This is a genomic window from Phytobacter sp. SCO41 (assembly GCF_003073275.1).
Lineage (GTDB): Bacteria > Pseudomonadota > Gammaproteobacteria > Enterobacterales > Enterobacteriaceae > Phytobacter > Phytobacter diazotrophicus.
This window is the reverse complement of record NZ_CP027225.1, coordinates 2,298,205-2,318,705: the sequence shown is the minus strand read 5'-3', so window position 1 is coordinate 2,318,705 and position 20,501 is coordinate 2,298,205. Positions and strand designations below refer to the sequence as shown.

At 51.4% G+C, this 20,501-nt stretch carries 21 protein-coding genes and 2 tRNA genes; 9 read left to right on the top strand and 14 right to left on the bottom strand.

Annotation, left to right across the window (positions count from 1 at the left end):
* Positions 1 to 67 precede the first annotated feature (67 nt).
* Together C5523_RS11315 and C5523_RS11310 are read right to left on the bottom strand one after the other, a co-directional pair.
* Entirely contained in the window at positions 68 to 709 is a 642-nt protein-coding gene (locus tag C5523_RS11315) for a riboflavin synthase subunit alpha (RefSeq protein ID WP_108701125.1), read from the bottom strand.
* A gap of 128 nt (positions 710 to 837) precedes the next feature.
* Positions 838 to 1,446, bottom strand: coding sequence for a class I SAM-dependent methyltransferase (locus tag C5523_RS11310; protein ID WP_108701124.1), 609 nt, complete (start codon positions 1,444 to 1,446; stop codon positions 838 to 840).
* Positions 1,447 to 1,931: 485 nt separating this feature from the next.
* Between C5523_RS11310 and mdtK the strand changes: the two genes are divergently transcribed.
* From mdtK to C5523_RS11285, 5 genes are all read left to right on the top strand, one after another.
* Entirely contained in the window at positions 1,932 to 3,305 is a 1,374-nt protein-coding gene (mdtK, locus tag C5523_RS11305; protein ID WP_071195346.1) for an MdtK family multidrug efflux MATE transporter, read from the top strand.
* 118 nt (positions 3,306 to 3,423) lie between these two features.
* Positions 3,424 to 3,708 carry a hypothetical protein gene (locus C5523_RS11300; RefSeq protein WP_071195347.1) on the top strand — a complete coding sequence of 95 codons (285 nt, stop codon included), beginning with the start codon at positions 3,424 to 3,426 and terminating at the stop codon, positions 3,706 to 3,708.
* A 350-nt stretch (positions 3,709 to 4,058) separates the two neighbouring features.
* A complete protein-coding gene (locus C5523_RS27675) occupies positions 4,059 to 4,223 on the top strand; it encodes a hypothetical protein (RefSeq protein WP_369944941.1) in 165 nt (54 codons plus the stop codon).
* A gap of 315 nt (positions 4,224 to 4,538) precedes the next feature.
* A tRNA-Val gene (locus C5523_RS11290) sits at positions 4,539 to 4,615 on the top strand.
* A 10-nt stretch (positions 4,616 to 4,625) separates the two neighbouring features.
* Positions 4,626 to 4,702 (top strand) — tRNA-Val (locus C5523_RS11285).
* A gap of 87 nt (positions 4,703 to 4,789) precedes the next feature.
* Here C5523_RS11285 and C5523_RS11280 read toward each other — a convergent pair.
* Positions 4,790 to 5,845 carry an NAD(P)-dependent alcohol dehydrogenase gene (locus tag C5523_RS11280; protein WP_041851573.1) on the bottom strand — a complete coding sequence of 352 codons (1,056 nt, stop codon included), beginning with the start codon at positions 5,843 to 5,845 and terminating at the stop codon, positions 4,790 to 4,792.
* 311 nt (positions 5,846 to 6,156) lie between these two features.
* Between C5523_RS11280 and C5523_RS11275 the strand changes: the two genes are divergently transcribed.
* The 3 genes from C5523_RS11275 to C5523_RS11260 all read left to right on the top strand — a co-directional run bounded on the left by C5523_RS11275 (position 6,157) and on the right by C5523_RS11260 (position 9,402).
* Positions 6,157 to 6,948, top strand: coding sequence for an inositol monophosphatase family protein (locus tag C5523_RS11275; protein WP_071195348.1), 792 nt, complete (start codon positions 6,157 to 6,159; stop codon positions 6,946 to 6,948).
* Between the two features lie 496 nt (positions 6,949 to 7,444).
* Positions 7,445 to 8,857 carry a pyruvate kinase PykF gene (gene pykF, locus C5523_RS11265; protein ID WP_071195349.1) on the top strand — a complete coding sequence of 471 codons (1,413 nt, stop codon included), beginning with the start codon at positions 7,445 to 7,447 and terminating at the stop codon, positions 8,855 to 8,857.
* A 308-nt stretch (positions 8,858 to 9,165) separates the two neighbouring features.
* On the top strand, positions 9,166 to 9,402 hold the full coding sequence (locus C5523_RS11260; RefSeq protein WP_007374746.1) for a major outer membrane lipoprotein: 237 nt from the start codon (positions 9,166 to 9,168) through the stop codon (positions 9,400 to 9,402).
* A 69-nt stretch (positions 9,403 to 9,471) separates the two neighbouring features.
* On the opposite strand, the gene C5523_RS11255 is transcribed toward C5523_RS11260, so the two are convergent.
* The 10 genes from C5523_RS11255 to zinT form a co-directional block, all read right to left on the bottom strand.
* Complete coding sequence (locus tag C5523_RS11255; RefSeq protein WP_071195350.1) at positions 9,472 to 10,488, bottom strand: L,D-transpeptidase family protein; 1,017 nt, start codon at positions 10,486 to 10,488, stop codon at positions 9,472 to 9,474.
* Between the two features lie 95 nt (positions 10,489 to 10,583).
* Positions 10,584 to 11,000 (bottom strand): cysteine desulfuration protein SufE, encoded by a 417-nt coding sequence (gene sufE, locus C5523_RS11250; protein ID WP_071195351.1) that lies wholly within the window; start codon positions 10,998 to 11,000, stop codon positions 10,584 to 10,586.
* A gap of 13 nt (positions 11,001 to 11,013) precedes the next feature.
* Positions 11,014 to 12,234 (bottom strand): cysteine desulfurase SufS, encoded by a 1,221-nt coding sequence (gene sufS, locus C5523_RS11245; protein WP_103245557.1) that lies wholly within the window; start codon positions 12,232 to 12,234, stop codon positions 11,014 to 11,016.
* A complete protein-coding gene (gene sufD, locus C5523_RS11240) occupies positions 12,231 to 13,502 on the bottom strand; it encodes a Fe-S cluster assembly protein SufD (protein WP_079498104.1) in 1,272 nt (423 codons plus the stop codon). Before sufD ends, sufS begins: the two co-directional genes overlap by 4 nt.
* Positions 13,477 to 14,223: a Fe-S cluster assembly ATPase SufC gene (gene sufC / locus C5523_RS11235; protein WP_071195354.1), complete on the bottom strand. Its 747-nt coding sequence runs from the start codon at positions 14,221 to 14,223 to the stop codon at positions 13,477 to 13,479. Before sufC ends, sufD begins: the two co-directional genes overlap by 26 nt.
* A 16-nt stretch (positions 14,224 to 14,239) precedes the next feature.
* Positions 14,240 to 15,724, bottom strand: coding sequence for a Fe-S cluster assembly protein SufB (sufB, locus tag C5523_RS11230; RefSeq protein WP_041851581.1), 1,485 nt, complete (start codon positions 15,722 to 15,724; stop codon positions 14,240 to 14,242).
* An 8-nt stretch (positions 15,725 to 15,732) separates the two neighbouring features.
* The gene (gene sufA / locus C5523_RS11225) at positions 15,733 to 16,101 is read right to left on the bottom strand and encodes a Fe-S cluster assembly scaffold SufA (RefSeq protein WP_041851582.1); all 369 of its coding nucleotides are present in this window, start codon (positions 16,099 to 16,101) and stop codon (positions 15,733 to 15,735) included.
* A 373-nt stretch (positions 16,102 to 16,474) separates the two neighbouring features.
* Complete coding sequence (locus C5523_RS11220) at positions 16,475 to 17,086, bottom strand: histidine phosphatase family protein (RefSeq protein WP_079498106.1); 612 nt, start codon at positions 17,084 to 17,086, stop codon at positions 16,475 to 16,477.
* A 501-nt stretch (positions 17,087 to 17,587) separates the two neighbouring features.
* Positions 17,588 to 18,226 (bottom strand): leucine efflux protein LeuE, encoded by a 639-nt coding sequence (gene leuE, locus C5523_RS11215; RefSeq protein WP_079498107.1) that lies wholly within the window; start codon positions 18,224 to 18,226, stop codon positions 17,588 to 17,590.
* A 116-nt stretch (positions 18,227 to 18,342) separates the two neighbouring features.
* Positions 18,343 to 18,993 carry a metal-binding protein ZinT gene (gene zinT, locus C5523_RS11210; RefSeq protein ID WP_079498109.1) on the bottom strand — a complete coding sequence of 217 codons (651 nt, stop codon included), beginning with the start codon at positions 18,991 to 18,993 and terminating at the stop codon, positions 18,343 to 18,345.
* Between the two features lie 187 nt (positions 18,994 to 19,180).
* Here zinT and C5523_RS11205 point away from each other — a divergent pair, with 187 nt between their 5' ends.
* Positions 19,181 to 19,390, top strand: coding sequence for a hypothetical protein (locus C5523_RS11205; protein ID WP_041851586.1), 210 nt, complete (start codon positions 19,181 to 19,183; stop codon positions 19,388 to 19,390).
* Positions 19,391 to 19,573: 183 nt separating this feature from the next.
* Here C5523_RS11205 and lpxP read toward each other — a convergent pair whose 3' ends face one another.
* Positions 19,574 to 20,491: a kdo(2)-lipid IV(A) palmitoleoyltransferase gene (gene lpxP, locus C5523_RS11200; RefSeq protein ID WP_041851587.1), complete on the bottom strand. Its 918-nt coding sequence runs from the start codon at positions 20,489 to 20,491 to the stop codon at positions 19,574 to 19,576.
* Between the last annotated feature and the right edge of the window lie 10 nt (positions 20,492 to 20,501).

The following is a 20,501-nucleotide window of genomic DNA, read 5'->3' as shown; positions in this document are numbered from 1 at the left end:
CTGCTGGCATAAAAAAGGAGAATACTTTTCATATTCTCCCTTATTAGCTCACTCTTTTTTCGCGGGATTATTCGTCGTTACTGACAACAGCAGCCGCTGCCTCTTTGGCCGCCAGAACGCGTTCAACCGTGTCGACAACCGCCTGCGTTTGCGGATCAATTTCGATGTTCACGCGATGACCCAATTTTTTACTGCCAAGCGTGGTGCGCTGCAACGTTTCCGGGATCAGATGCACACAGAAACGGGTTGGCGTCACTTCGCCCACCGTCAGGCTGATGCCATCAATCCCAATAAAGCCTTTATAAAGGATGTATTTCATCAGCGCCGGATCCTGTACCTTGAACCAGATCTGACGGTTATTTTCGGAGGTCAGGATTTTAACGATTTCCGCAGTAGCCATAATATGGCCCGACATTAAATGCCCGCCAATTTCATCGCTGAATTTTGCCGCGCGCTCAACGTTTACCGCATCGCCGACCGCCAGCTCACCCAGATTGGTAATGCGCAGCGTCTCTTTCATCAAATCAAAACTGATGTGGCTGCCATTAATCTCCGTGACCGTCAGGCAGCAACCGTTGTTTGCCACAGACGCCCCGGTTTCAAGCCCTTCCAGCATATGATCCGGTAGCTCGACGACGTGAGTTCGGAAATTGGGCTTATCATCGATGGACACCAGTTTTGCCGTGCCCTGTACAATACCAGTAAACATGCCTACCACTCCTGTATGTCATTTACGGCACCGCCGTTTTCTAAAACGCACAATAACAGGAGGAAAATCATGTTGCCAGCCTCGCGGGGCGGATGATGGCAAGGGAGGTATAAAACCACACGATAATCTCAATTCACCTTCTTACACAGCCAGATAGAGTGATAACCGCACTCCGGATCCTCAAACTGTACATCAATAACGGAGAACCCGTGCTGTGCCAGGATCTTCCGGTACTCCTCAGGCGCGAGACTCGCGTGATACAGCGGCTCACCGGCGAATGTCCCCATCGCTGTGCCATTCGACGTACCGCTGGTAAACATTAATGCGCTGCCCGGGTGACTAAGTGCTGCAAAAAGGGGAAACATGGCGCGTTGATCGTTCTGTGTCAGATGAAAAAAGCTGTCCCAGGCTATCAGACCATCAAAGGTCTCATCCATCGCCAGATGGCGCATGTCATGATGGATCCAGCGTTGCGTCGGGAAATCCGCCTGCGCCTTCGCAATCATCGCCGCTGAACCGTCCACGCCCGTGAGCGTAAAGCCGCTGCCAATAAAATACTCAGCAATGGGTTTTCCGTTTCCGCAGCCGATATCCAGAATATGCCCGCCCGGCGGGAGTAGCTGTATAAATTTGTCGAGCCATTTTTTTTCAAATAGCTGACGAGAGCGCTGCCTGGCGAACTCCTCAGCATGCTTTTCGTAGAGCGAAAGTATTTGCTTCGCCGCGTCAGATTCCATGATGTTCAGCCTCTCTTTTTTAATGTCAGACACTAAGGTAAGGGAACTGACGTACAATGCTCACCTGCCAAAAACAGTGGGACTGATAACGTTCACTTATCGTTAACGTGGCAAAAATGTGCAACAAGCTGTAAGATTTGCCTGTAACTCTGATAATAGAATAAAAGAAACAACCGCTTCGCGTTAACATCCCGGCACTGACGGGAGACGACGATACTTTTCGGGCACGCGTTACCGTACCCCGACGCTTTTTTCGTGCTGGTTTTCCCCGGCGCCTTTCCTTTATTCACAACTGACCCGATGGGTATGATCGCCTGACTGGTTTACTCAAACTGAAAAGCAAGATGAACAAGGATTTGATCGCAATGCTTAACGCTATGCTGGATTTCTGACCATCCCCGCAGTGTCCCGGACCAGAAGACACATCTATATTTTTAATGAATTAAACATTCATCGCATATAACAACTATACCAAGGTGTTTTCAGTGCAGAAGTACTTTACAGAAGCGCGCCAGTTGCTCGCCCTGGCTATCCCGGTGATCCTCGCGCAGGTCGCCCAAACCGCAATGGGGTTCGTTGATACGGTTATGGCTGGCGGTTACAGCGCCACCGATATGGCTGCTGTCGCCATTGGCACCTCTATCTGGCTGCCCGCTATCCTTTTTGGTCATGGACTGTTGTTGGCACTGACCCCGACGGTGGCGCAACTTAACGGCTCCGGGCGTCGCGAGCGTATTGCGCATCAGGTACGTCAGGGCTTCTGGCTGGCCGCGACGGTGTCGATTCTGATAATGATCGTGCTGTGGAATGCCGGTTATATTATTCACGCCATGCATGACATCGATCCGCAACTGGCGGATAAAGCCGTGGGCTATTTACGCGCCCTGCTGTGGGGTGCGCCGGGCTACCTGTTCTTTCAGGTTGCACGTAATCAGTGCGAGGGGCTGGCGAAAACCAAACCCGGCATGGTGATGGGTTTCCTCGGCCTGCTGGTGAACATTCCCATTAACTACATCTTTATTTATGGTCATTTCGGCATGCCGGAGCTGGGCGGTGTGGGTTGCGGCGTGGCAACGGCATCGGTCTACTGGGTGATGTTTGTCGCCATGCTCTCGTACGTTAAACGGGCGGGGTCCATGCGTGACATTCGCAATGAAGCGCATTCTGGCAAACCGGATCTGGGCGTTCTGAAACGTCTGGTACAGCTTGGTCTGCCTATCGCGCTGGCGCTCTTTTTTGAAGTGACCCTGTTTGCCGTTGTGGCCCTGCTGGTATCGCCGCTGGGCATTGTGGATGTCGCAGGTCATCAGATCGCCCTGAATTTTAGTTCGCTGATGTTCGTGTTGCCGATGTCGCTTGCCGCCGCCGTCACAATCCGTGTCGGCTTCCGCCTGGGGCAAGGGTCCACGCTTGATGCGCAAACAGCCGCACATACCGGTCTTGGCGTGGGGGTGTGCATGGCGGTACTGACCGCTATCTTTACCGTTGCGCTGCGTGAACATATTGCGCTGCTTTATAACGACAATCCTGAGGTCGTCACGCTGGCTTCGCAATTAATGCTGCTGGCTGGTTTGTACCAGATTTCCGATTCGATTCAGGTTATCGGCAGCGGGATTCTGCGTGGTTATAAAGATACACGTTCTATCTTCTTTATTACCTTTACCGCCTACTGGGTACTGGGTTTACCGGCAGGTTATATACTGGCGTTAACCGACCTGGTGGTTGATCGGATGGGCCCGGCTGGATTCTGGATGGGCTTTATCATTGGGCTGACGTCGGCAGCTATTCTGATGATGCTCAGAATGCGTTTCCTCCAGCGCCAGCCGTCGTCCATCATTTTACAGCGCGCCGCGCGTTAATATCGGCGTAGCCGTCATCGGGCGGCTACGTTTCCTTGCCAGGCGACCGGCTTTCAATGAGCGAAGATATGCAAAACATCCTGGTGAAACGAGAGAAATTCAGCAAAAGGAGTGCCTGATGGCTGGCATTGTTGCGTTAGTTTACTTTGTTGTAGGTTTCGTGACTTTCACGCGAAAAATCAAACTTTTTACCATTGCCTCCACCCTGCTTCTGTTTGTCGCACTGAAGATGATTGCCGTCAGCCAGCCACTCACACTCGTCTTCATCGCGCTACTGGTCATCGCATTTGTGGTGTTGATCGTCATGAAAAACGAACGTGACAATAAAAGCGTCTTTTATTTCTCGCTTCCCTGCTGGCTTCTGATTGGCGCGGTGCTGATTCATCTGTTTTATCTCACCTGATTTTTTGTCACACAATTGCCTTGCGACAGCCCCGGCCGTCGCTTGCTTTTGTGCGGCATGCGGATCATTCTCAGGCTATATATCTCCCGCAGATTCCTGAATGTGTTAACCCTCCCCTTGAAGTCAGTTGAGTATACGAAGGCACCGTTATTTCGATCCTTTACTTGTTACGATTGAACTTGCATCAGAGCACCTTTCCCGGCTTGCGGCCGCGTGCTTTGAAATACACTATGCCCCCACAGCGTCGGATCGCGTAAGGTTGTAGAACACGACGGCGAGCGCATCCGCACCGTCCTCACCAACGGTTCGACCGGCCTTAATGCCTCACAGCACTCCCGAAACTCGACCTCATCTGCGCGCTGGGTGCCGGGTATGAAAATATCGATCTATCGGCTGCAAAAGCGCGAAATATCACCATCGCCCATGGACCGGGGACCAATGATACCTCCGTCGCCGATCATGCGATGGCACTGCTGATGGCAATCGGGCGGGGAATTCAAGTTAGTGTTAGATAACCTGCAGGCCTATTTTACAGGTCAACCGGTGCTTACCCCTGTCCGTTAAGCGAAGGGCATGGCGCATTGCGGTTTTTTGCGCCATAAAATGCAGGCCAGAGGGTAGACGCAAAATCACGTACTGTGCGGATAATCGTCAAAGCAATGCTTCGGAAATGCATTCTGCTCAATCATTATCCTTTAACATCAGTGAAATATGCCGTTCATGTATAAAAGTTCCGCAGTCGGGCGCATTCCGGTAGAAAATAGCGATTTTCTTCTTGCCACATCACAAGGCTGCCGCTAATATTCGTCCCCGTTGTCAGGCACAACAATGCGTTCATAGCTCAGTTGGTTAGAGCACCACCTTGACATGGTGGGGGTCGTTGGTTCGAGTCCAATTGAACGCACCATCTCTTTAGTGCGTCCGTAGCTCAGTTGGTTAGAGCACCACCTTGACATGGTGGGGGTCGGTGGTTCGAGTCCACTCGGACGCACCATTCAAGCGTTTCTTCTGTTTTTTCTTCTCTCTTATTTATCAGCCTTCAAAAAAGGCCCCGGCGTTGACCGAAGCCTTTAGTATCACCTTATTCCACCAGCGTCTGCATATCGATCACGAAGCGGTATTTCACATCGCTTTTCAGCAAACGTTCAAAGGCATCGTTGATCTGGTCCATGCGAATCACCTCTGAATCCGCCGTGATATTGTGCTTACCGCAGAAATCGAGCATCTCCTGCGTTTCGGCAATGCCGCCGATACACGAACCGGATACAGAACGACGCCCCAGAATCATCGGTAATGTACTGACCGCCGGTTCAATATCGCCTAACAGTCCAACGAATACCAGTGTGCCGTCCAGCGTCAGTGTTGGCATATACGGATTGATATCATGAGCATAAGGTACGGTGTCGATAATCAGCTCAAACTGCCCTTTCACGGCGTCCATCTGTTGCGGATCGGTCGAGAGCACCACGTGTTGCGCACCCAGTTGCCGCGCATCCGCCTCTTTGCCCGGTGAGCGGGTGAACAACGTGACTTCCGCCCCCATCGCATGCGCCAGTTTCAGCGCCATATGCCCTAACCCGCCCAGACCAATGACGGCGACCTTGCTGCCAGCTTTTACGCCCCAACGACGCAGCGGCGACCAGGTGGTAATGCCCGCGCAAAGTAACGGCGCAACGGCCTGTACATCAAGGTTTTCCGGGATGCGCAACACGAAATCTTCACTACAGATAATAGAGCGCGAATAACCGCCGTAGGTCGGCATGTGGTCATGGCGGTCAATGCCGTTGTACGTCTGAATGTTGCCCTCTTCGCAATATTGTTCAAGCCCCTGCTTACAGGAGGAACACTCACGGCAGGAATCCACCATGCAACCGATGCCCACTAAATCTCCGGCCTTAAATTTACTCACGCCCGGACCTACGCGGGTGACGCGGCCGACGATCTCATGCCCCGGCACCAGCGGGTACTGGCTAAACCCCCAGTCGTTGCGCGCCTGGTGTAAGTCTGAGTGGCACACGCCGCAATACAGAATATCGATAACCACATCATCCGCTCTGGGATCCCGACGCTCAAAATAGTGCGGAGCAAGGGGAGCCTTACTCGATTGTGCGGCATAGCCAAGTACTTTTATCGTCATCTTTATCACTCCGGGTTCTGACATAATTGACCAGGATTCGTCCTGAGACGGTACATACGTCCACGACGTCTGGTGTTTGAGTATCCATTGTCTGTATGTCCTGCGCTTTGCACTTTCTGTCATCCGGTAACGGTGAGACCGTAAGAACCGAAACGCTCGATCATGTTCACTTTATTTCTAGCAAATCCTTGATTCTATTAATTGCGCAACAAACTCATCAGAATCATTTGAAGAAAAACCAATAAAAATGCACAATCGAGCAATAACGAGCATGGAAGACTGACGCTAATTTCGTTGATGAGGACTCAATCATGAACCACGCTGTACCCGACATCGCTTTTTTGCATGAACTTGCTGATGCGGCAGACAAACAGACATTGCCGCGTTTTCGCTCGCAGTTAAATCTGCATGTAGACACAAAACCGAAAGAGGGTTATCGCTTTGATCCTGTGACCGATGCGGACCGCGAAGCTGAACGCGCCATTCGCGCCATCATTGACGCCCGCTATCCTGACCATTCAATTATGGGCGAAGAATTCGGGATCTCCGGAAGCGGGCCGTTGCAGTGGGTGCTGGATCCCGTTGACGGTACCCGGCCGTTCCTGTGTGGTATTCCGGTATGGGGAACGCTCATTGGCCTGACCGTTGAAGGCCGTGGGCATCTGGGCATGATGAGTCAACCGTTTACCGGTGAACGTTTTTGGGCAGATGGCAGGCAATCCTGGCGCAGTGGCCCACAGGGAACCGCTCCACTGAACACCCGAAAAGGACTCTCTGTGGAGCAGGCGATTTTGCACATCACCTCGCCTGAACCAGTTTCCCGTTTCCCAGAGGTTAATTTTGCTGCGCTGGATGACGCCGCGCTCATGACGCGTTACGGCGGGGAGTGCTATGCCATGGCGATGCTGGCTGCCGGACAGATTGATCTCTGTCTGGAATATTCCCTGCAACCCTATGATATTGTGGCGTTAATCCCCATCATTGAGCAGGCAGGCGGCGTTGTAACCACTTTAAGCGGTGGTCGTCCTGAGGCGGGCGGGCATGTTCTGGCGGCGGGTTGCCCCGAGGTTCATGCTCACGCGCTGAAACTGCTTCATAGCTAAATCGGTTAAGCTGTGGCCATCGTATGCCGAACGCCTGAGTATTTGTTTCAAATTTGTTAGCATAAATCGATAGTCGCTTTATCCGTATCCCTTACTGAACCTTTGCCTTTTTGTGGGCAAAGGTTTTAGTTTCACGTCAACAAGGCAAATTCAATTTTGTGATAACTTAACACGTTGATAACACTTCGTTGTGAAACTGCCCAGATGATTTTTGAAACAGCGTTTTCATTTTCCTTTTGCCCGATTTTCATCGTATAATGGCATTCTATTCACTCTTGAATGGTTTCAGCTCATTGAACTGTAAAACTCAACCATTACATTATGACTTTCCCGGCTGGGCTGAAACACAGGCACACATTACTCTGCACGCTTTTTTGATGTCACCTATCCTTAGGCTGTGGCATCGCAACTTTCGTAACACAGGTTTGACTCCGAAGCTTCGCACTAACCGGAGCGTGATTTCCATATCCTTCTCAACTTAAAGACTAAGACTGTCATGAAAAAGACCAAAATTGTTTGCACCATCGGTCCGAAAACCGAATCCGAAGAGATGTTAGCAAAAATGCTGGACGCAGGAATGAACGTAATGCGTCTGAACTTCTCTCACGGTGACTATGCTGAGCACGGCCAGCGCATCCAGAACTTGCGCAACGTAATGAGCAAAACCGGTAAAAAAGCGGCGATTCTGCTGGACACTAAAGGTCCGGAAATCCGCACAATCAAACTCGAAGGCGGTAATGATGTTTCGCTGAAAGCGGGCCAGACTTTCACCTTCACCACCGACAAAACGGTTATCGGCAACACGGAAACCGTTGCCGTAACCTACGAAGGTTTCACCAGCGATCTGCAGGTTGGTAACACGGTACTGGTTGACGACGGCCTGATCGGCATGGAAGTCACCGCCATCGAAGGCAACAAAGTCGTCTGTAAAGTACTGAACAACGGTGACCTGGGCGAAAACAAAGGCGTTAACCTGCCAGGCGTATCCATCGCTCTGCCAGCGCTGGCTGAAAAAGATAAACAAGACCTGATCTTCGGTTGCGAACAAGGCGTTGACTTTGTTGCTGCCTCTTTCATCCGTAAGCGTTCTGATGTGGAAGAAATTCGTCAGCACCTGAAAGCGCACGGCGGCGAGAACATCCAGATTATCTCCAAAATCGAAAACCAGGAAGGTCTGAATAACTTCGACGAAATCCTCGAAGCCTCTGATGGTATCATGGTTGCGCGTGGTGACCTGGGCGTAGAAATTCCGGTTGAAGAAGTGATCTTCGCGCAGAAGATGATGATCGAGAAATGTATCCGCGCGCGTAAAGTGGTTATCACCGCGACCCAGATGCTGGACTCTATGATCAAGAACCCGCGTCCGACCCGTGCGGAAGCAGGTGACGTGGCGAACGCCATCCTCGACGGCACCGACGCAGTCATGCTGTCTGGTGAATCCGCAAAAGGTAAGTACCCGCTGGAAGCAGTGACCATCATGGCGACCATCTGCGAACGTACCGATCGCGTCATGACCAGCCGTCTGGATTTCAACAACGACAGCCGCAAACTGCGTATCACCGAAGCGGTGTGCCGTGGTGCGGTTGAAACGGCTGAAAAACTGGATGCCCCGCTGATCGTGGTTGCAACCCAGGGCGGTAAATCTGCACGTGCAGTACGTAAATACTTCCCGGATGCCACCATCCTGGCGCTGACCACTAACGAAACCACCGCTCGTCAGCTAGTACTGAGCAAAGGCGTTGTCGCGCAACTGGTTGAAGAAATCGCCTCTACTGATGATTTCTACCGCCTGGGCAAAGAGCTGGCCGTACAGAGCGGTCTGGCGCAGAAAGGCGATGTTGTGGTCATGGTTTCCGGCGCACTGGTCTCCAGCGGCACCACCAACACGGCATCTGTACACGTCCTGTAATAATACCCGGACGAATATTCGTGTTTAAAAAAGCGCCTTCGGGCGCTTTTTTTATATATCAGAAGTCACCCCGAATAAAAAAGCAAATCGGATTTCACTATTTAAACTGCTTATTATCTAAGATGAATCCGATGGAAGCTTGCTGTTTTATCACACTTTTTTTAACGTTTTATACAAAGTCGGTGTTTCTTTGAGCGAACGATCAAATTTAAGTGGATTCCCATCAAAAAAATATTCTCAACATAAAAAACTTTGTGTAATACTTGTAACGCTACATGGAGATTAACTCAATCTAGAGGGTATTTATAATGAATCGTACTAAACTGGTACTGGGCGCGGTAATCCTGGGTTCTACTCTGCTGGCTGGTTGCTCCAGCAACGCTAAAATCGATCAGCTGTCTTCTGACGTTCAGACTCTGAACGCTAAAGTTGACCAGCTGAGCAACGACGTGAACGCAATCCGTTCCGACGTTCAGGCTGCTAAAGACGACGCAGCTCGCGCTAACCAGCGTCTGGATAACCAGGCTCATTCTTACCGTAAGTAAGAGTACCTGTGATGAAATGGCGCACATTGTGCGCCATTTTTTTTATCTGCGATTTACCCTTCCCTGTTTTTACTGCATCACGGTCTTCCCGCTTTCTTCCGTATTCACATCTGCACTGGCATCACGATTCTGTGCCGATACAACGCTTTCCGTTGTTACCTTGCCGCTTTTGTTCGCCGGAATGGCGACGGGATAACCCGCACGTCGGTATAACGCTTTGTCTATCAGCGCCCTGTCACCACCACCCTGCTCTATGGTGCTCGCCAGTCCTGCCGGGAACGAGATAGGCAGCGTCTGTGTATTCTCCCCGACGTTCTGCGACAGAGGTCGATGTACCTCGATATAGTGGCGTCCATCGGGTTCTACGGCGTATTTGACCGGCTCGTTAAGGATGGTGACCCGCGTACCGGTATTCACCTGTGAGAACAGAGACTGAATATCCGCAGCGTTCATCCGCATGCACCCTGAACTGACACGCAGCCCTACGCTGTCAGGCGCACTGGTACCATGGATGAGGTATTCGCCGTTGCCTATCCCCAGACGCAGCGCATAGCGCCCCAGCGGGTTATTTGGCCCGGCGGGTACCACAGCGGGCAATTCAATGCCTTGCGCCAGCGAACGCGCGCGGATGCCTGCGGTAGGCGTCCAGGTCGGGTTGGGGATCTTCTGGCTGATACGGGTGGTTGTGACCGGCGTTTCAAGCCCCTGCTGACCAATCCCCAGCGGGAAGACCTGAACGATATCTTTGCCGGGTGGATAATAATACAACCGCAATTCAGCAAGGTTAACAACGATCCCGTCCCGTGGCGTATCTGGCAGCAGCATTTGCGACGGAATGGTGACGACCGTACCCGCTCTGGGTACCGGTGCGATAGTGTTATTGGCTTCGATAATCAGCATTGCCGCCGTATCAAAGTGCCGGGCAATGGCCTGCAGGTTTTTATCGCTCTCCTGAACGGTATAAGTCTGGTTTTGACCGATAAGACGACTTCCGGCCGGTGGGAGCGGATAATCCACAGCCCAGGCCATCTGAATAGCGCTAAAAGCGCCAATAAGAGACAATGTTATAGTAGACGCGCGTTTCATGCTGGATGTCCTGTATCACGGCAGAGGCCGAAAGCTGAATAACCAACGAGGCGCGGGTGCACCTCGCGTAACAGGATGAAAGCTGTCTATTTAGTTTAGCTAATGTTGGCGGCTTTGGAGCGAATTGCGCGAATCATCGCTTCCAGCCCCTGAGAACGGGACGGGGTAAGGTGTTGAGTCAAAGACATCTTTTCAAACCACGGGCGCACATCGAACGCCAGGATGTCCTGCGCGGTCATCTGCTGGTAAAGAATGAACACAATGGCAATAAGCCCTTTGACGATGGCTGCATCGCTATCGCCCGCCAGCTCAATCACGCCTTCGTCATTACGGTGCATGATAATCCAGACCTGACTCTGGCAACCCTGAATAATGTTTTCCGGATTGTGCGCCTCGTCGCTGAGCGCAGGCAACCGTTGCCCCAGCTCAATGATGTATAAATACTTCTCTTCCCAGTTGGCACAGCGCCCAAAATTGCGCAGTAGTTTGTCTCTGTCGGGTAAAACGGCCATGTATGCCTCTCTGTTAGCCCAGCAACTGATGAATACGTTTCAGGCCAGCCACCAGACGATCCACCTCTTCTTGCGTGTTATACATCACCAGTGACGCACGACACATTGCCGGAACATTATAAAAAGCCATCAGCGGCATGGCGCAATGATGCCCTGTTCGCACGGCCACACCATAATTATCAAGGAAGCTCCCCACATCATAGGCATGATGTTTGCCGAGGTTAAAGGCAATGACCCCCAGACGCTCCTGCGGGCCATAGAGCGTTAAATCGGGCACATCCGCCAGCGCATTCAGGGCATAGCGCATTAGCGTCTGCTCATATTGAGCAATCGCGTCCAGCCCAAGACTGCTGACATAATCGATTGCGGCACCCAGACCAATAATACCCCCGGTATTGGGTGTACCCGCTTCGAAACGCCACGGCGCTTTGGCATAGGTTGTCCCTTCGGTCAGACTCACGGTGGCAATCATAGAGCCGCCACCTTCCCACGGCGGCATGGCCTGTAAGATGTCCTCTTTGACATACAGCACGCCAATCCCCGTCGGGCCGTAGAGCTTATGGCCTGAGAAAACGTAGAAATCGCAATCCAGCGCCTGCACATCGACCGTGTGATGCATGATGGCCTGCGCGCCATCAATCAGCACCTTCGCGCCATGTTGATGGGCCAGCGCTATCATTTCCGCTACCGGATTTTCAGTTCCCAGCACATTGGAGACCTGTGTGACCGCCAACAGCCGCGTACGCGCATCAAACAAGCCAGGCAGCGCCTCACGTTGTAATGTTCCGTCGATATTGAGCGGTATGACGCGCAGCTCAGCACCGACGCGCTCACACAGCATCTGCCACGGCACGATATTCGCGTGATGCTCCATGGCGCTGATGATGATATTGTCGCCCGCCCGCACCTGACTGTTGCCCCAACTGTTGGCTACCAGATTGATGCCTTCGGTGGTGCCACGCACGAAAACCAACTCTTCTGGTAACCGGGCGTTCAGGAAACCGGCGACTTGCGTGCGAACCTGTTCCATGCGCTGCGTGGCTTCGGCGCTCAGGGTATGGATCCCTCTGTGCACCGCCGCATAGCCGTGGCGAAAAAACTCGGCTTCGGCATCAATAACCTGATTCGGTTTTTGCGCGCTGGCTGCACTGTCCAGATACGTCAGCGGCACCCCGTTAACTTCACGCGTCAGGACCGGGAAATCGGCGCGTACGCTGTGAACGGAAAAACTCATGCTAAGCCTCCCGCAAGGCGTTGGCCAATGCGCGCCAGCACCTGCTGCCTGAGCGCTTCGTCGCTGATCGCTTCGGTGAGCTCAGCGGCGAAGGCGTAAATGATCATCTTCTGTGCCGCCTGCTGATCAATGCCACGCGAGCGCAGGTAAAACATCTGTTCATCGTCAATACGACCGACCGTTGCACCGTGGCTACATTTCACGTCATCAGCATAGATTTCCAACTGTGGTTTGGTGTCCACTTCCGCCAGTCGTCCCAACAACAGGTTGTTGTTGGTCATCTGTCCATCAGTTTTGATGGCGTGTTGCGCAACGTTGATCAGTCCGTTGAACACCGCGCGACCTTTGTCGCTGACAATGGTTTTGTGCAACTGGCGACTGTTGCAATAACCTTTATTGTGCTCAAGCCAGGTGCGGGTATCACACACTTCTGATTTCACCGGCATCGCCAGGCTGTTCATACGCAGCGTGGTATTTTCACCGTTGAGTTGAGTACTGGTATTGTGGCGTAACACCGCGCCGCCCAGCAGGAAGCTATGACTGTGCGCCGCTGCATCCGCGCCAAGACGCATGTCGTTATGCGCAAAGTGGTAGCTTTCCGGGTTTTCAAAAGCCAGTTTGACATGATGCAGTTGGGCGTTCGCCGCCACGTCCATGGTCAGCCGCGCGCCGGTGAAATGGCGATGCGTATTCAGACTGACATAATGTTCGTAGACCGTCGCTTCGGCCCCTTCGGCCAGTGAGATATGGTGGCGGTAATGAGCCGTATTCATCTCAGCCCCGCCCAGCCCCTGGGTGATATGCATCAGCAGAAGCGGCCTGGTCGCCCGCTGATTACGACCAACGCTAATATGAGTGATGCTTTGCGCCAGGCTTTCTGTTAAGTGTAAAAACACCTCCGGCTGCACCGGGGCCTGCAAAGTCTGACGGTCATCGTTAATGGTCACGGTGAAGCCAGAACCGGCTACATCATCACTGAGCGTCGCGTTGTAATACCCATCCACAAAGACCAGGCGTAGGGCATCAACCGGCAATGCGAGTGCATCACACTCTTGTGCGCTCAACGCACCCGCCGTGGTGACAAACTGGCTATTTAGTAAACCGTCGAGCGGTGTGTATTTCCAGTTTTCGTGTTTGCGCGTCGGCAGCCCTAAACGCAGCATTTGTTGCAGATGCTGTTGCGCCTGCTCTGAGCGCGCCCCACCCTGTTGCTCAAACAGATGATGCCACTGTTGCAGCGCGTTACTGCTGTTCTGTAAGCCAGCCATAACCTTGCTCCTCCAGTTGCTTAACCAGTGTGAAATCACCGGATTTCACAATGCGCCCCTGATACAGCACGTGGACATAGTCCGGCTTGATGTAATCCAGGATCCGCTGATAGTGCGTCACAATAATGAAAGAACGCTTATCATCACGCAGCGCGTTAACGCCATCGGCAACGATTTTTAGCGCGTCAATATCAAGCCCGGAGTCGGTTTCATCGAGGATGCACAAATCAGGCTCCAGCACCGCCATCTGCAGGATATCGTTACGCTTCTTCTCGCCACCGGAGAAACCAACGTTAACCGAGCGCGTCAGCAGGTCTTCCGGCATTTTGAGCAACTTGATTTTGTCTTCCATCAGGTCCTGAAAATCAAAGCGGTCCAGCTCGTCCTGCTCACAGTATTTGCGCACAGCGTTAAGCGCCGTTTGCAGGAAGAATTGATTACTGACGCCAGGAATTTCTACCGGATACTGGAAAGCCATAAACACCCCTTCTCCGGCGCGATCTTCCGGAGAGAGTTCCAGCAAATCCTTACCTTTGTACTCGACGCTGCCGCCGGTAACTTCATAATCTTCACGTCCTGCCAGCGTTGCGGATAGCGTACTTTTGCCGGAACCGTTGGGTCCCATAATCGCGTGCACTTCCCCCGGACGCACATCCAGGCTCAGGCCACGCAGAATCTCTTTATCTTCAACGCTTACCTGCAGGTCTTTAATACTTAACATGTGTATTCCTTAATTCTTAACCGACGCTGTGTTCAAGACTAATAGCCAGCAATTTTTGTGCTTCAACGGCAAACTCCAGCGGCAACTCGGAGAACACGTCTTTACAGAATCCATTGACGATCATTGAAATGGCATCATCTTCGCTGATACCGCGCTGCAGGCAGTAGAACAGCTGATCTTCCCCAATGCGTGAAGTGGTGGCTTCATGCTCCAGTTGCGCACTGTTATTGCGGCATTCCACATACGGGAAAGTATGCGCCCCGCAATCCGGACCAATCAGCATAGAGTCGCACTGGGTGAAATTACGGGCGTTGGTGGCGCTCGGCATGATCTTCACCAGCCCGCGATAGCTGTTCTGGCTATGACCGGCAGAGATCCCTTTCGAGATAATGGTCGATTTGGTGTTTTTGCCGATGTGAATCATCTTGGTGCCCGTGTCCGCCTGCTGGTGGCCGCTGGTGAGCGCCACGGAGAAGAACTCACCGATGGAGTTATCGCCGCGCAGGATGCAACTGGGGTATTTCCAGGTGATAGCTGAACCGGTCTCCGACTGTGTCCAGGACATTTTGCTGTTCTCCCCTTCGCACAGCGCACGCTTGGTCACGAAGTTGAGGATACCGCCAGTGTTGTTATCGCCGGGGAACCAGTTCTGCACAGTAGAATACTTCACTTCTGCATCTTTATGGATGATGACCTCTACCACGGCCGCATGAAGCTGGTAACTGTCGCGCACGGGTGCGGAGCAACCTTCGATATAGCTCACGTAGCTGCCTTCATCCGCGATCAGAATGGTGCGTTCGAACTGCCCGGTTTTTTCAGCATTGATGCGAAAATAGGTCGACAATTCCATCGGGCAGCGCACCCCTTTCGGGATATAGATAAACGTACCGTCAGAGGCGACCGCCGCATTCAACGCCGCAAAGAAGTTGTCATTGGAGGGCACGACGGTACCCAGGTATTTTTTCACCAGCTCAGGATGGTCATGAATGGCCTCACCAAACGAGCAAAAAATAATACCCTGTTCGGAGAGTTTTTCCCGGTAGGTGGTGGCAACAGAAACGGAGTCAAAAATGGCATCGACCGCCACTTCGCGCCCTTCACGGACCGGCACGCCCAGTTGGTTAAATGCCGCTTCCACTTCGTCCGTCAGGAAAGAATTTGCGCCAGTTTGCTGAACGGCCCCCGGCTGCGAAGCACAGGTATCATCACAACTTCCGCAGGAAGGCGCAGAATAGTAGCTGTAATCCTGATAATCGAGTTTCGCGTAATGGGCTTTCAGCCAGTGCGGCTCTTCCATCTCGAGCCAGGCGCGAAATGCGCTCAGGCGAAACTCCAGCATCCATTCCGGCTCGTTACGTTTGGCTGAGATCGCCCGCACGACATCTTCATTAATGCCTTTCGCCAGTTCGTCTGTGGTTAGCCGGGTAAAAAAACCCTCTTTATAGTTGAGGTTCCCGGTCCAGGTTTTGACATCATCAGTTGCTTCAGTATTACGAGACATAGTACCGCCTATACCCCAAAGCTTTCGCCACAGCCACATTCATTCTGGGCTTTCGGGTTATGAAATTTGAATAACTGGTTTAAACCTTCGCGCACATAGTCCACTTCGGTGCCGTCAATAAATGGCATCGCCGCGAGCGGCACGTACAGTCGTGCACCCTCATTTTCAAAAAGCAGGTCGTCTTTATCAGGCTGCGTGACGGTGTCCAGCACATAACCAAAACCTGCGCACCCGGTCTGTTTAATGCCCAGCCGGACCCCCAGCAGGTCGGGTTGCTTACGGGTTAATCCGCGAATATGTTCTGCGGCGGCGGGTGTCATCGTTAGCCCGCGCCAGGAAAAGTCTGCCGGGTCGAACGTCTCTGATTGCAATTCCATAGTTCTACCTCACGTCATAAATCATGAAGGACATAACACTATGTTAGTGATAATGATTATCACTTCAACCTCTATTCCGAAGGGTTATTCGTGTACTGCCCGTTTTTTAAGCTCATGGTATAAGCATAGACTCTGTGCGAAGGCTTTACAGATAAGTGAAAAATTGTTTAATGATTTGATAAATAATAGCTATTTTCAGCGGCAAGGAAGGTCTGTCTGCTTCAGTAAAAGATGTATAGGTAATACCTATTTTTGAGATAGGGAGCTAAAAAAGGGATCTACGAAAACTTTTCCTGATATCAGAAAATTAACTGCATCACAAAACGCATAATCAACGAGATACGGCACATTTAACCGCCAGCAGAACAAATGCTCATTGCCTACTTCGGGAAAAAAGATGGGTCGATATGCCCCATTTCTCTACGGTGAGCCCTTTTTCCGGGCAGGTCAGAATTGAATAAGCGCCATTTAAATGCGCGTACCGCTCAAAATGGTCGGCATTATTCCCCACCAGGGTATTGATAACTGACTGGATAACGTGGCCGTGGGAAACAACGCACACATTGCCTTGCCGGGCTGAGAAGCCTGACAGCGCGCCAAGGACTCTTTGAGTGGCATCCTGTAGTGCTTCGCCATTTTGCGGCCCGATAGCCAAACTGCCGGAAAGCATCGCCTCAGCCTGCGCGCGCTCTTTCTCTGTCAGTTCGCTAATGCGTTTGCCTTCTAAGTCGCCGAAATGACGTTCGACAAGGGCAGGATTAAAGTGCAACGGGCAATCTAAGTGCGAGGCAATTTGCCCGGCTGCGGCCACTGAACGGCCCAAAGGTGAAGCGATAATAGAGGTAATGGATTTGTCTGCCAGATCCTGACACAGTGCAGAGATCTGCCTGATACCGACCTCCGTAACCGGGCTATCAAGGTGCCCCTGAATTCTGTTTTCAACATTCCAGACGGTTTCACCGTGGCGGACCAGATAGATTTTCATCACACACCACAAAAAGTGAGGGTTGGGGAAACGATGTTATTTAATCAATGCTCGCAGTCAATGCAGCAATGATGAAATTCAGTATGTTTTTTAAAACCACTGTTGTTGTACACAGCAAAAAAGCATCGGGACGACGCGCCAGATAGCAAAAATTCGACGCAGAACAGTGATGCGCCGACGACAGGTCAACGGTTTACCCTTGCGTATTGCGAAATAACAAGACACAGTTATGCATAGTTTTCATACGCGAAATGAATGCATTACATAGGTCTTATAATGATAAGATGACCGAACACTGTCTCTACCCAAAGTGGCCGTCATCATGCGTTGGTTCCTGGGCATTCTTGCCATTGTCATTATCTTTGCTGTCCTCGTTATTCGCTCCCGATTAAAAGATACCGATGACGACTATTAATCCTGACCCTGGCATCAAAAAAAGTGGAATCGGGAGCCTGCATGGACATTGCAATAAAGCCCGTTAAACACAGGCCTTAATGCTATTCAGGATTGCAGCGTTGCCAGTCGGGCGGCAAAACCGACAAAAATAAGACCAATTAATGAGTTGCCGAGTTTTGCGAGACGTTTTTTCGTTTTCACAAACTGAGTCACATAGGACCCGGAGATAATCAGGAAGCTGAAATAACAGACGCTAATTAATTCCAGCGTACTGGCCAGAATAAAGAACGCCATTCCCGTGTTGGTATAATGGATGTCGATAAACTGCACAAAAAAAGACACATAAAACAAAATCGCTTTCGGGTTGGTCAGGCTCAGTACCAGCGAACGTTTGAAGATATCGCCCTTATGTACCTCATGCTCACTCACGCTTTTGCCCTTACGAGAAAGCGCACTGTAGAGCATTTTCACCCCAAGCCAGAGCAGGTAAAACGCGCCAAGATAACGGACCAGATTGAACAATACTGGCGTTGTTTTGATAAGCGTTGCCACCCCCATATAGGCGAGGAACATCAACACCGCATCGCCGATAAACACGCCCGCAGCGGCGACATAGCCATTTTTCAGCCCACCCGCCACGCTGGTTTTGAGCACAAAGAAGGTATTCGGACCAGGCACTAAGATAATGAAAATCGCCCCGATAAAATAAGACCAAAAACTGATAACACCATATTCGGCAAACACTTTGCCTCCTGCAAATACCGTTAAAGCCGATGAACGGCCTATGCTACAAGAGCCGGCGGAGAAACTAAAGCGCAGGAAGACACAAAAGGCCCGCCGAAGCGGGCACAGATTTTCCATTAATGGTGAAGCATCTCATCAACAATCTGATCTTTTTTAAGCTGATAAGGGTAATAAGTTGGCCAGTTGTCCATCTCTTTTAGCAGCGCCTCCTGAGAGGTATTACCCATAAAGATATGGAAATGCGTGGATGTGCGCGGTGCAATAATGTGATCGCTAAACTGCACAAACTTTGGCGCCTTACTGCTGGCATCTTTACATTCGAACAGGTAACGCACGCCCTTCTTGCCGGAGGTATACGTCAGGATTTTATGCCCGGCGTAATCATATTTACAGGCACTCACCTTGTCGCCGACATGGAATTCCATTACCCCATTTTCAATACCGATTGTATCGATATCGGTGGCATATCCCTTGCGGTAGTACGCTTTCAGTTCATCGAACGATTTACGCTTGTCTTTCTCTGCCTTTTTCCGCAACACCGGATCCAGATCGCCGCTTTGCAGATAAGGATAGAGAGACTGCCACATACCGTCCCAGTCGGTCAGCTTTCTGTCCCTGACATCGCTATCGTTAAATTCACCGTTCGCCGCTTTTTCCTCAATTTCACTCAACGGTTTTCCGTGCGAATGGTGGCCATGAGAAAAGGCATTCGCGCTTACTAAAAGCGTCCCCAGAACTATCGTTGTTTTTGCAAAATGGCTGACCAAAATCCGTCCCTCGGTTTACGAAAAGAAGAAATGTTATGTTATAATATAACATTATTCAAGATGTGAAATTTCCCTGTTAACGTTACGTGCTGCTCCCTGCTTATCAGATGGAAATTTCGCCATTGCCTGCTATAAACCAATGGTCAGGTTTTAACCACTTCGTCATCACTTCTGAGGTTCTTTTATCATGTCGATAGCCAAAGCACACAGCTTAAAGCAAGTTTATCAGATGCTTAACTCAGGGAAGTACAGTGAAATCGAACTGGCGTTCGATGTTGACGCGGATGCGTTTTTTCAACTCTCAACCGAATATTGTGACGACGGCGCGAAAATTACCCGTCATGAAAATCACTTCGTCATTAAGCTCAAAAAAGTGGCGATTCCGGAGCTCGATTAATACGCTATCGCCGCGAAAATTTGACGTTTCGCGAAAGGCGCAGTGTGCTGCTCCGTAAGCAATATTGGCAGATCCATCGTGGGTGGATGGGGGACGATATCGTTTTTTGTCAGGAGAAAAACCGGCGGAGTCCGTTCTTGCGAACCAGTAACCGGCCGGCTGTGCGCCGACCGGGGGTAGGAATTACAGGTACAGCGAAGCTTCTCCTGGCGGGCGGGTTTTGAAGCGACGATGGATCCACAGATACTGTTCCGGCGCGCGCAGAATCTCACGTTCAATGACTTTATTGATATAGCTTGCGGCTTCGTGTTCATCTTTCGCCGGATAATCGGTCATCGCCTTGCCGATATGCAGCGAATAACCTGAGCGATCAGCCTTACGCACCATGGTCACCGTCAACATTGAAGCTCCGGAAAGACGGGACAACACATAAGTACCGTTGGTGGTTGCCGCGTTTTCGACAGAGAAAAATGGCGCGAAGGTGCTGCCCTTACTGCCGTAATCCTGATCGGGGGCAAACCAGACGGCCTCGCCTTTTTTCAGTTCGCTCACCAGACCTTTCAGATTACGTCTGTCGATCATCGATTTATTGGAACGCATACGGCCTCGCGTCTGCACCCACTCCATCAACTCACTGTTATGCGGACGGTATGTCGCCATCATCGGCTGGCACAGCCCCATCACGCGGCCACCGAGCTCCAGCGACATAAAATGGACACCGACGACCATCACGCCACGCTGGCTTGCCTGTGCGGCAACAAGGTTCTGGTAACCTTCAACGTCGAACCAGCGGCGCACCCGGCTATCAGACCAGAACCAGGCCATACCGGTTTCAAACAGCGCCATGCCGAGCGACATGAAGTTTTTCTCAATCATTGCTTCGCGGAGTTCATCGCTCATATTTGGAAAGCAAAGTTCCAGATTGCGGCGGGCAATACGTTCGCGACGTTTAAGAAAAGGACGGGCTAATTTCCCGAGGGTTTCTCCCAGACGGGAGAGAAGAGGATAAGGCAATTGAACGAGCAACCAAAGCAGGCCAAGCCCGGCCCATGTGCCCCAGTGGCGTGGGTGTAAAAACGCCCGTTTAAACGATGAATGCATTATTGTTACC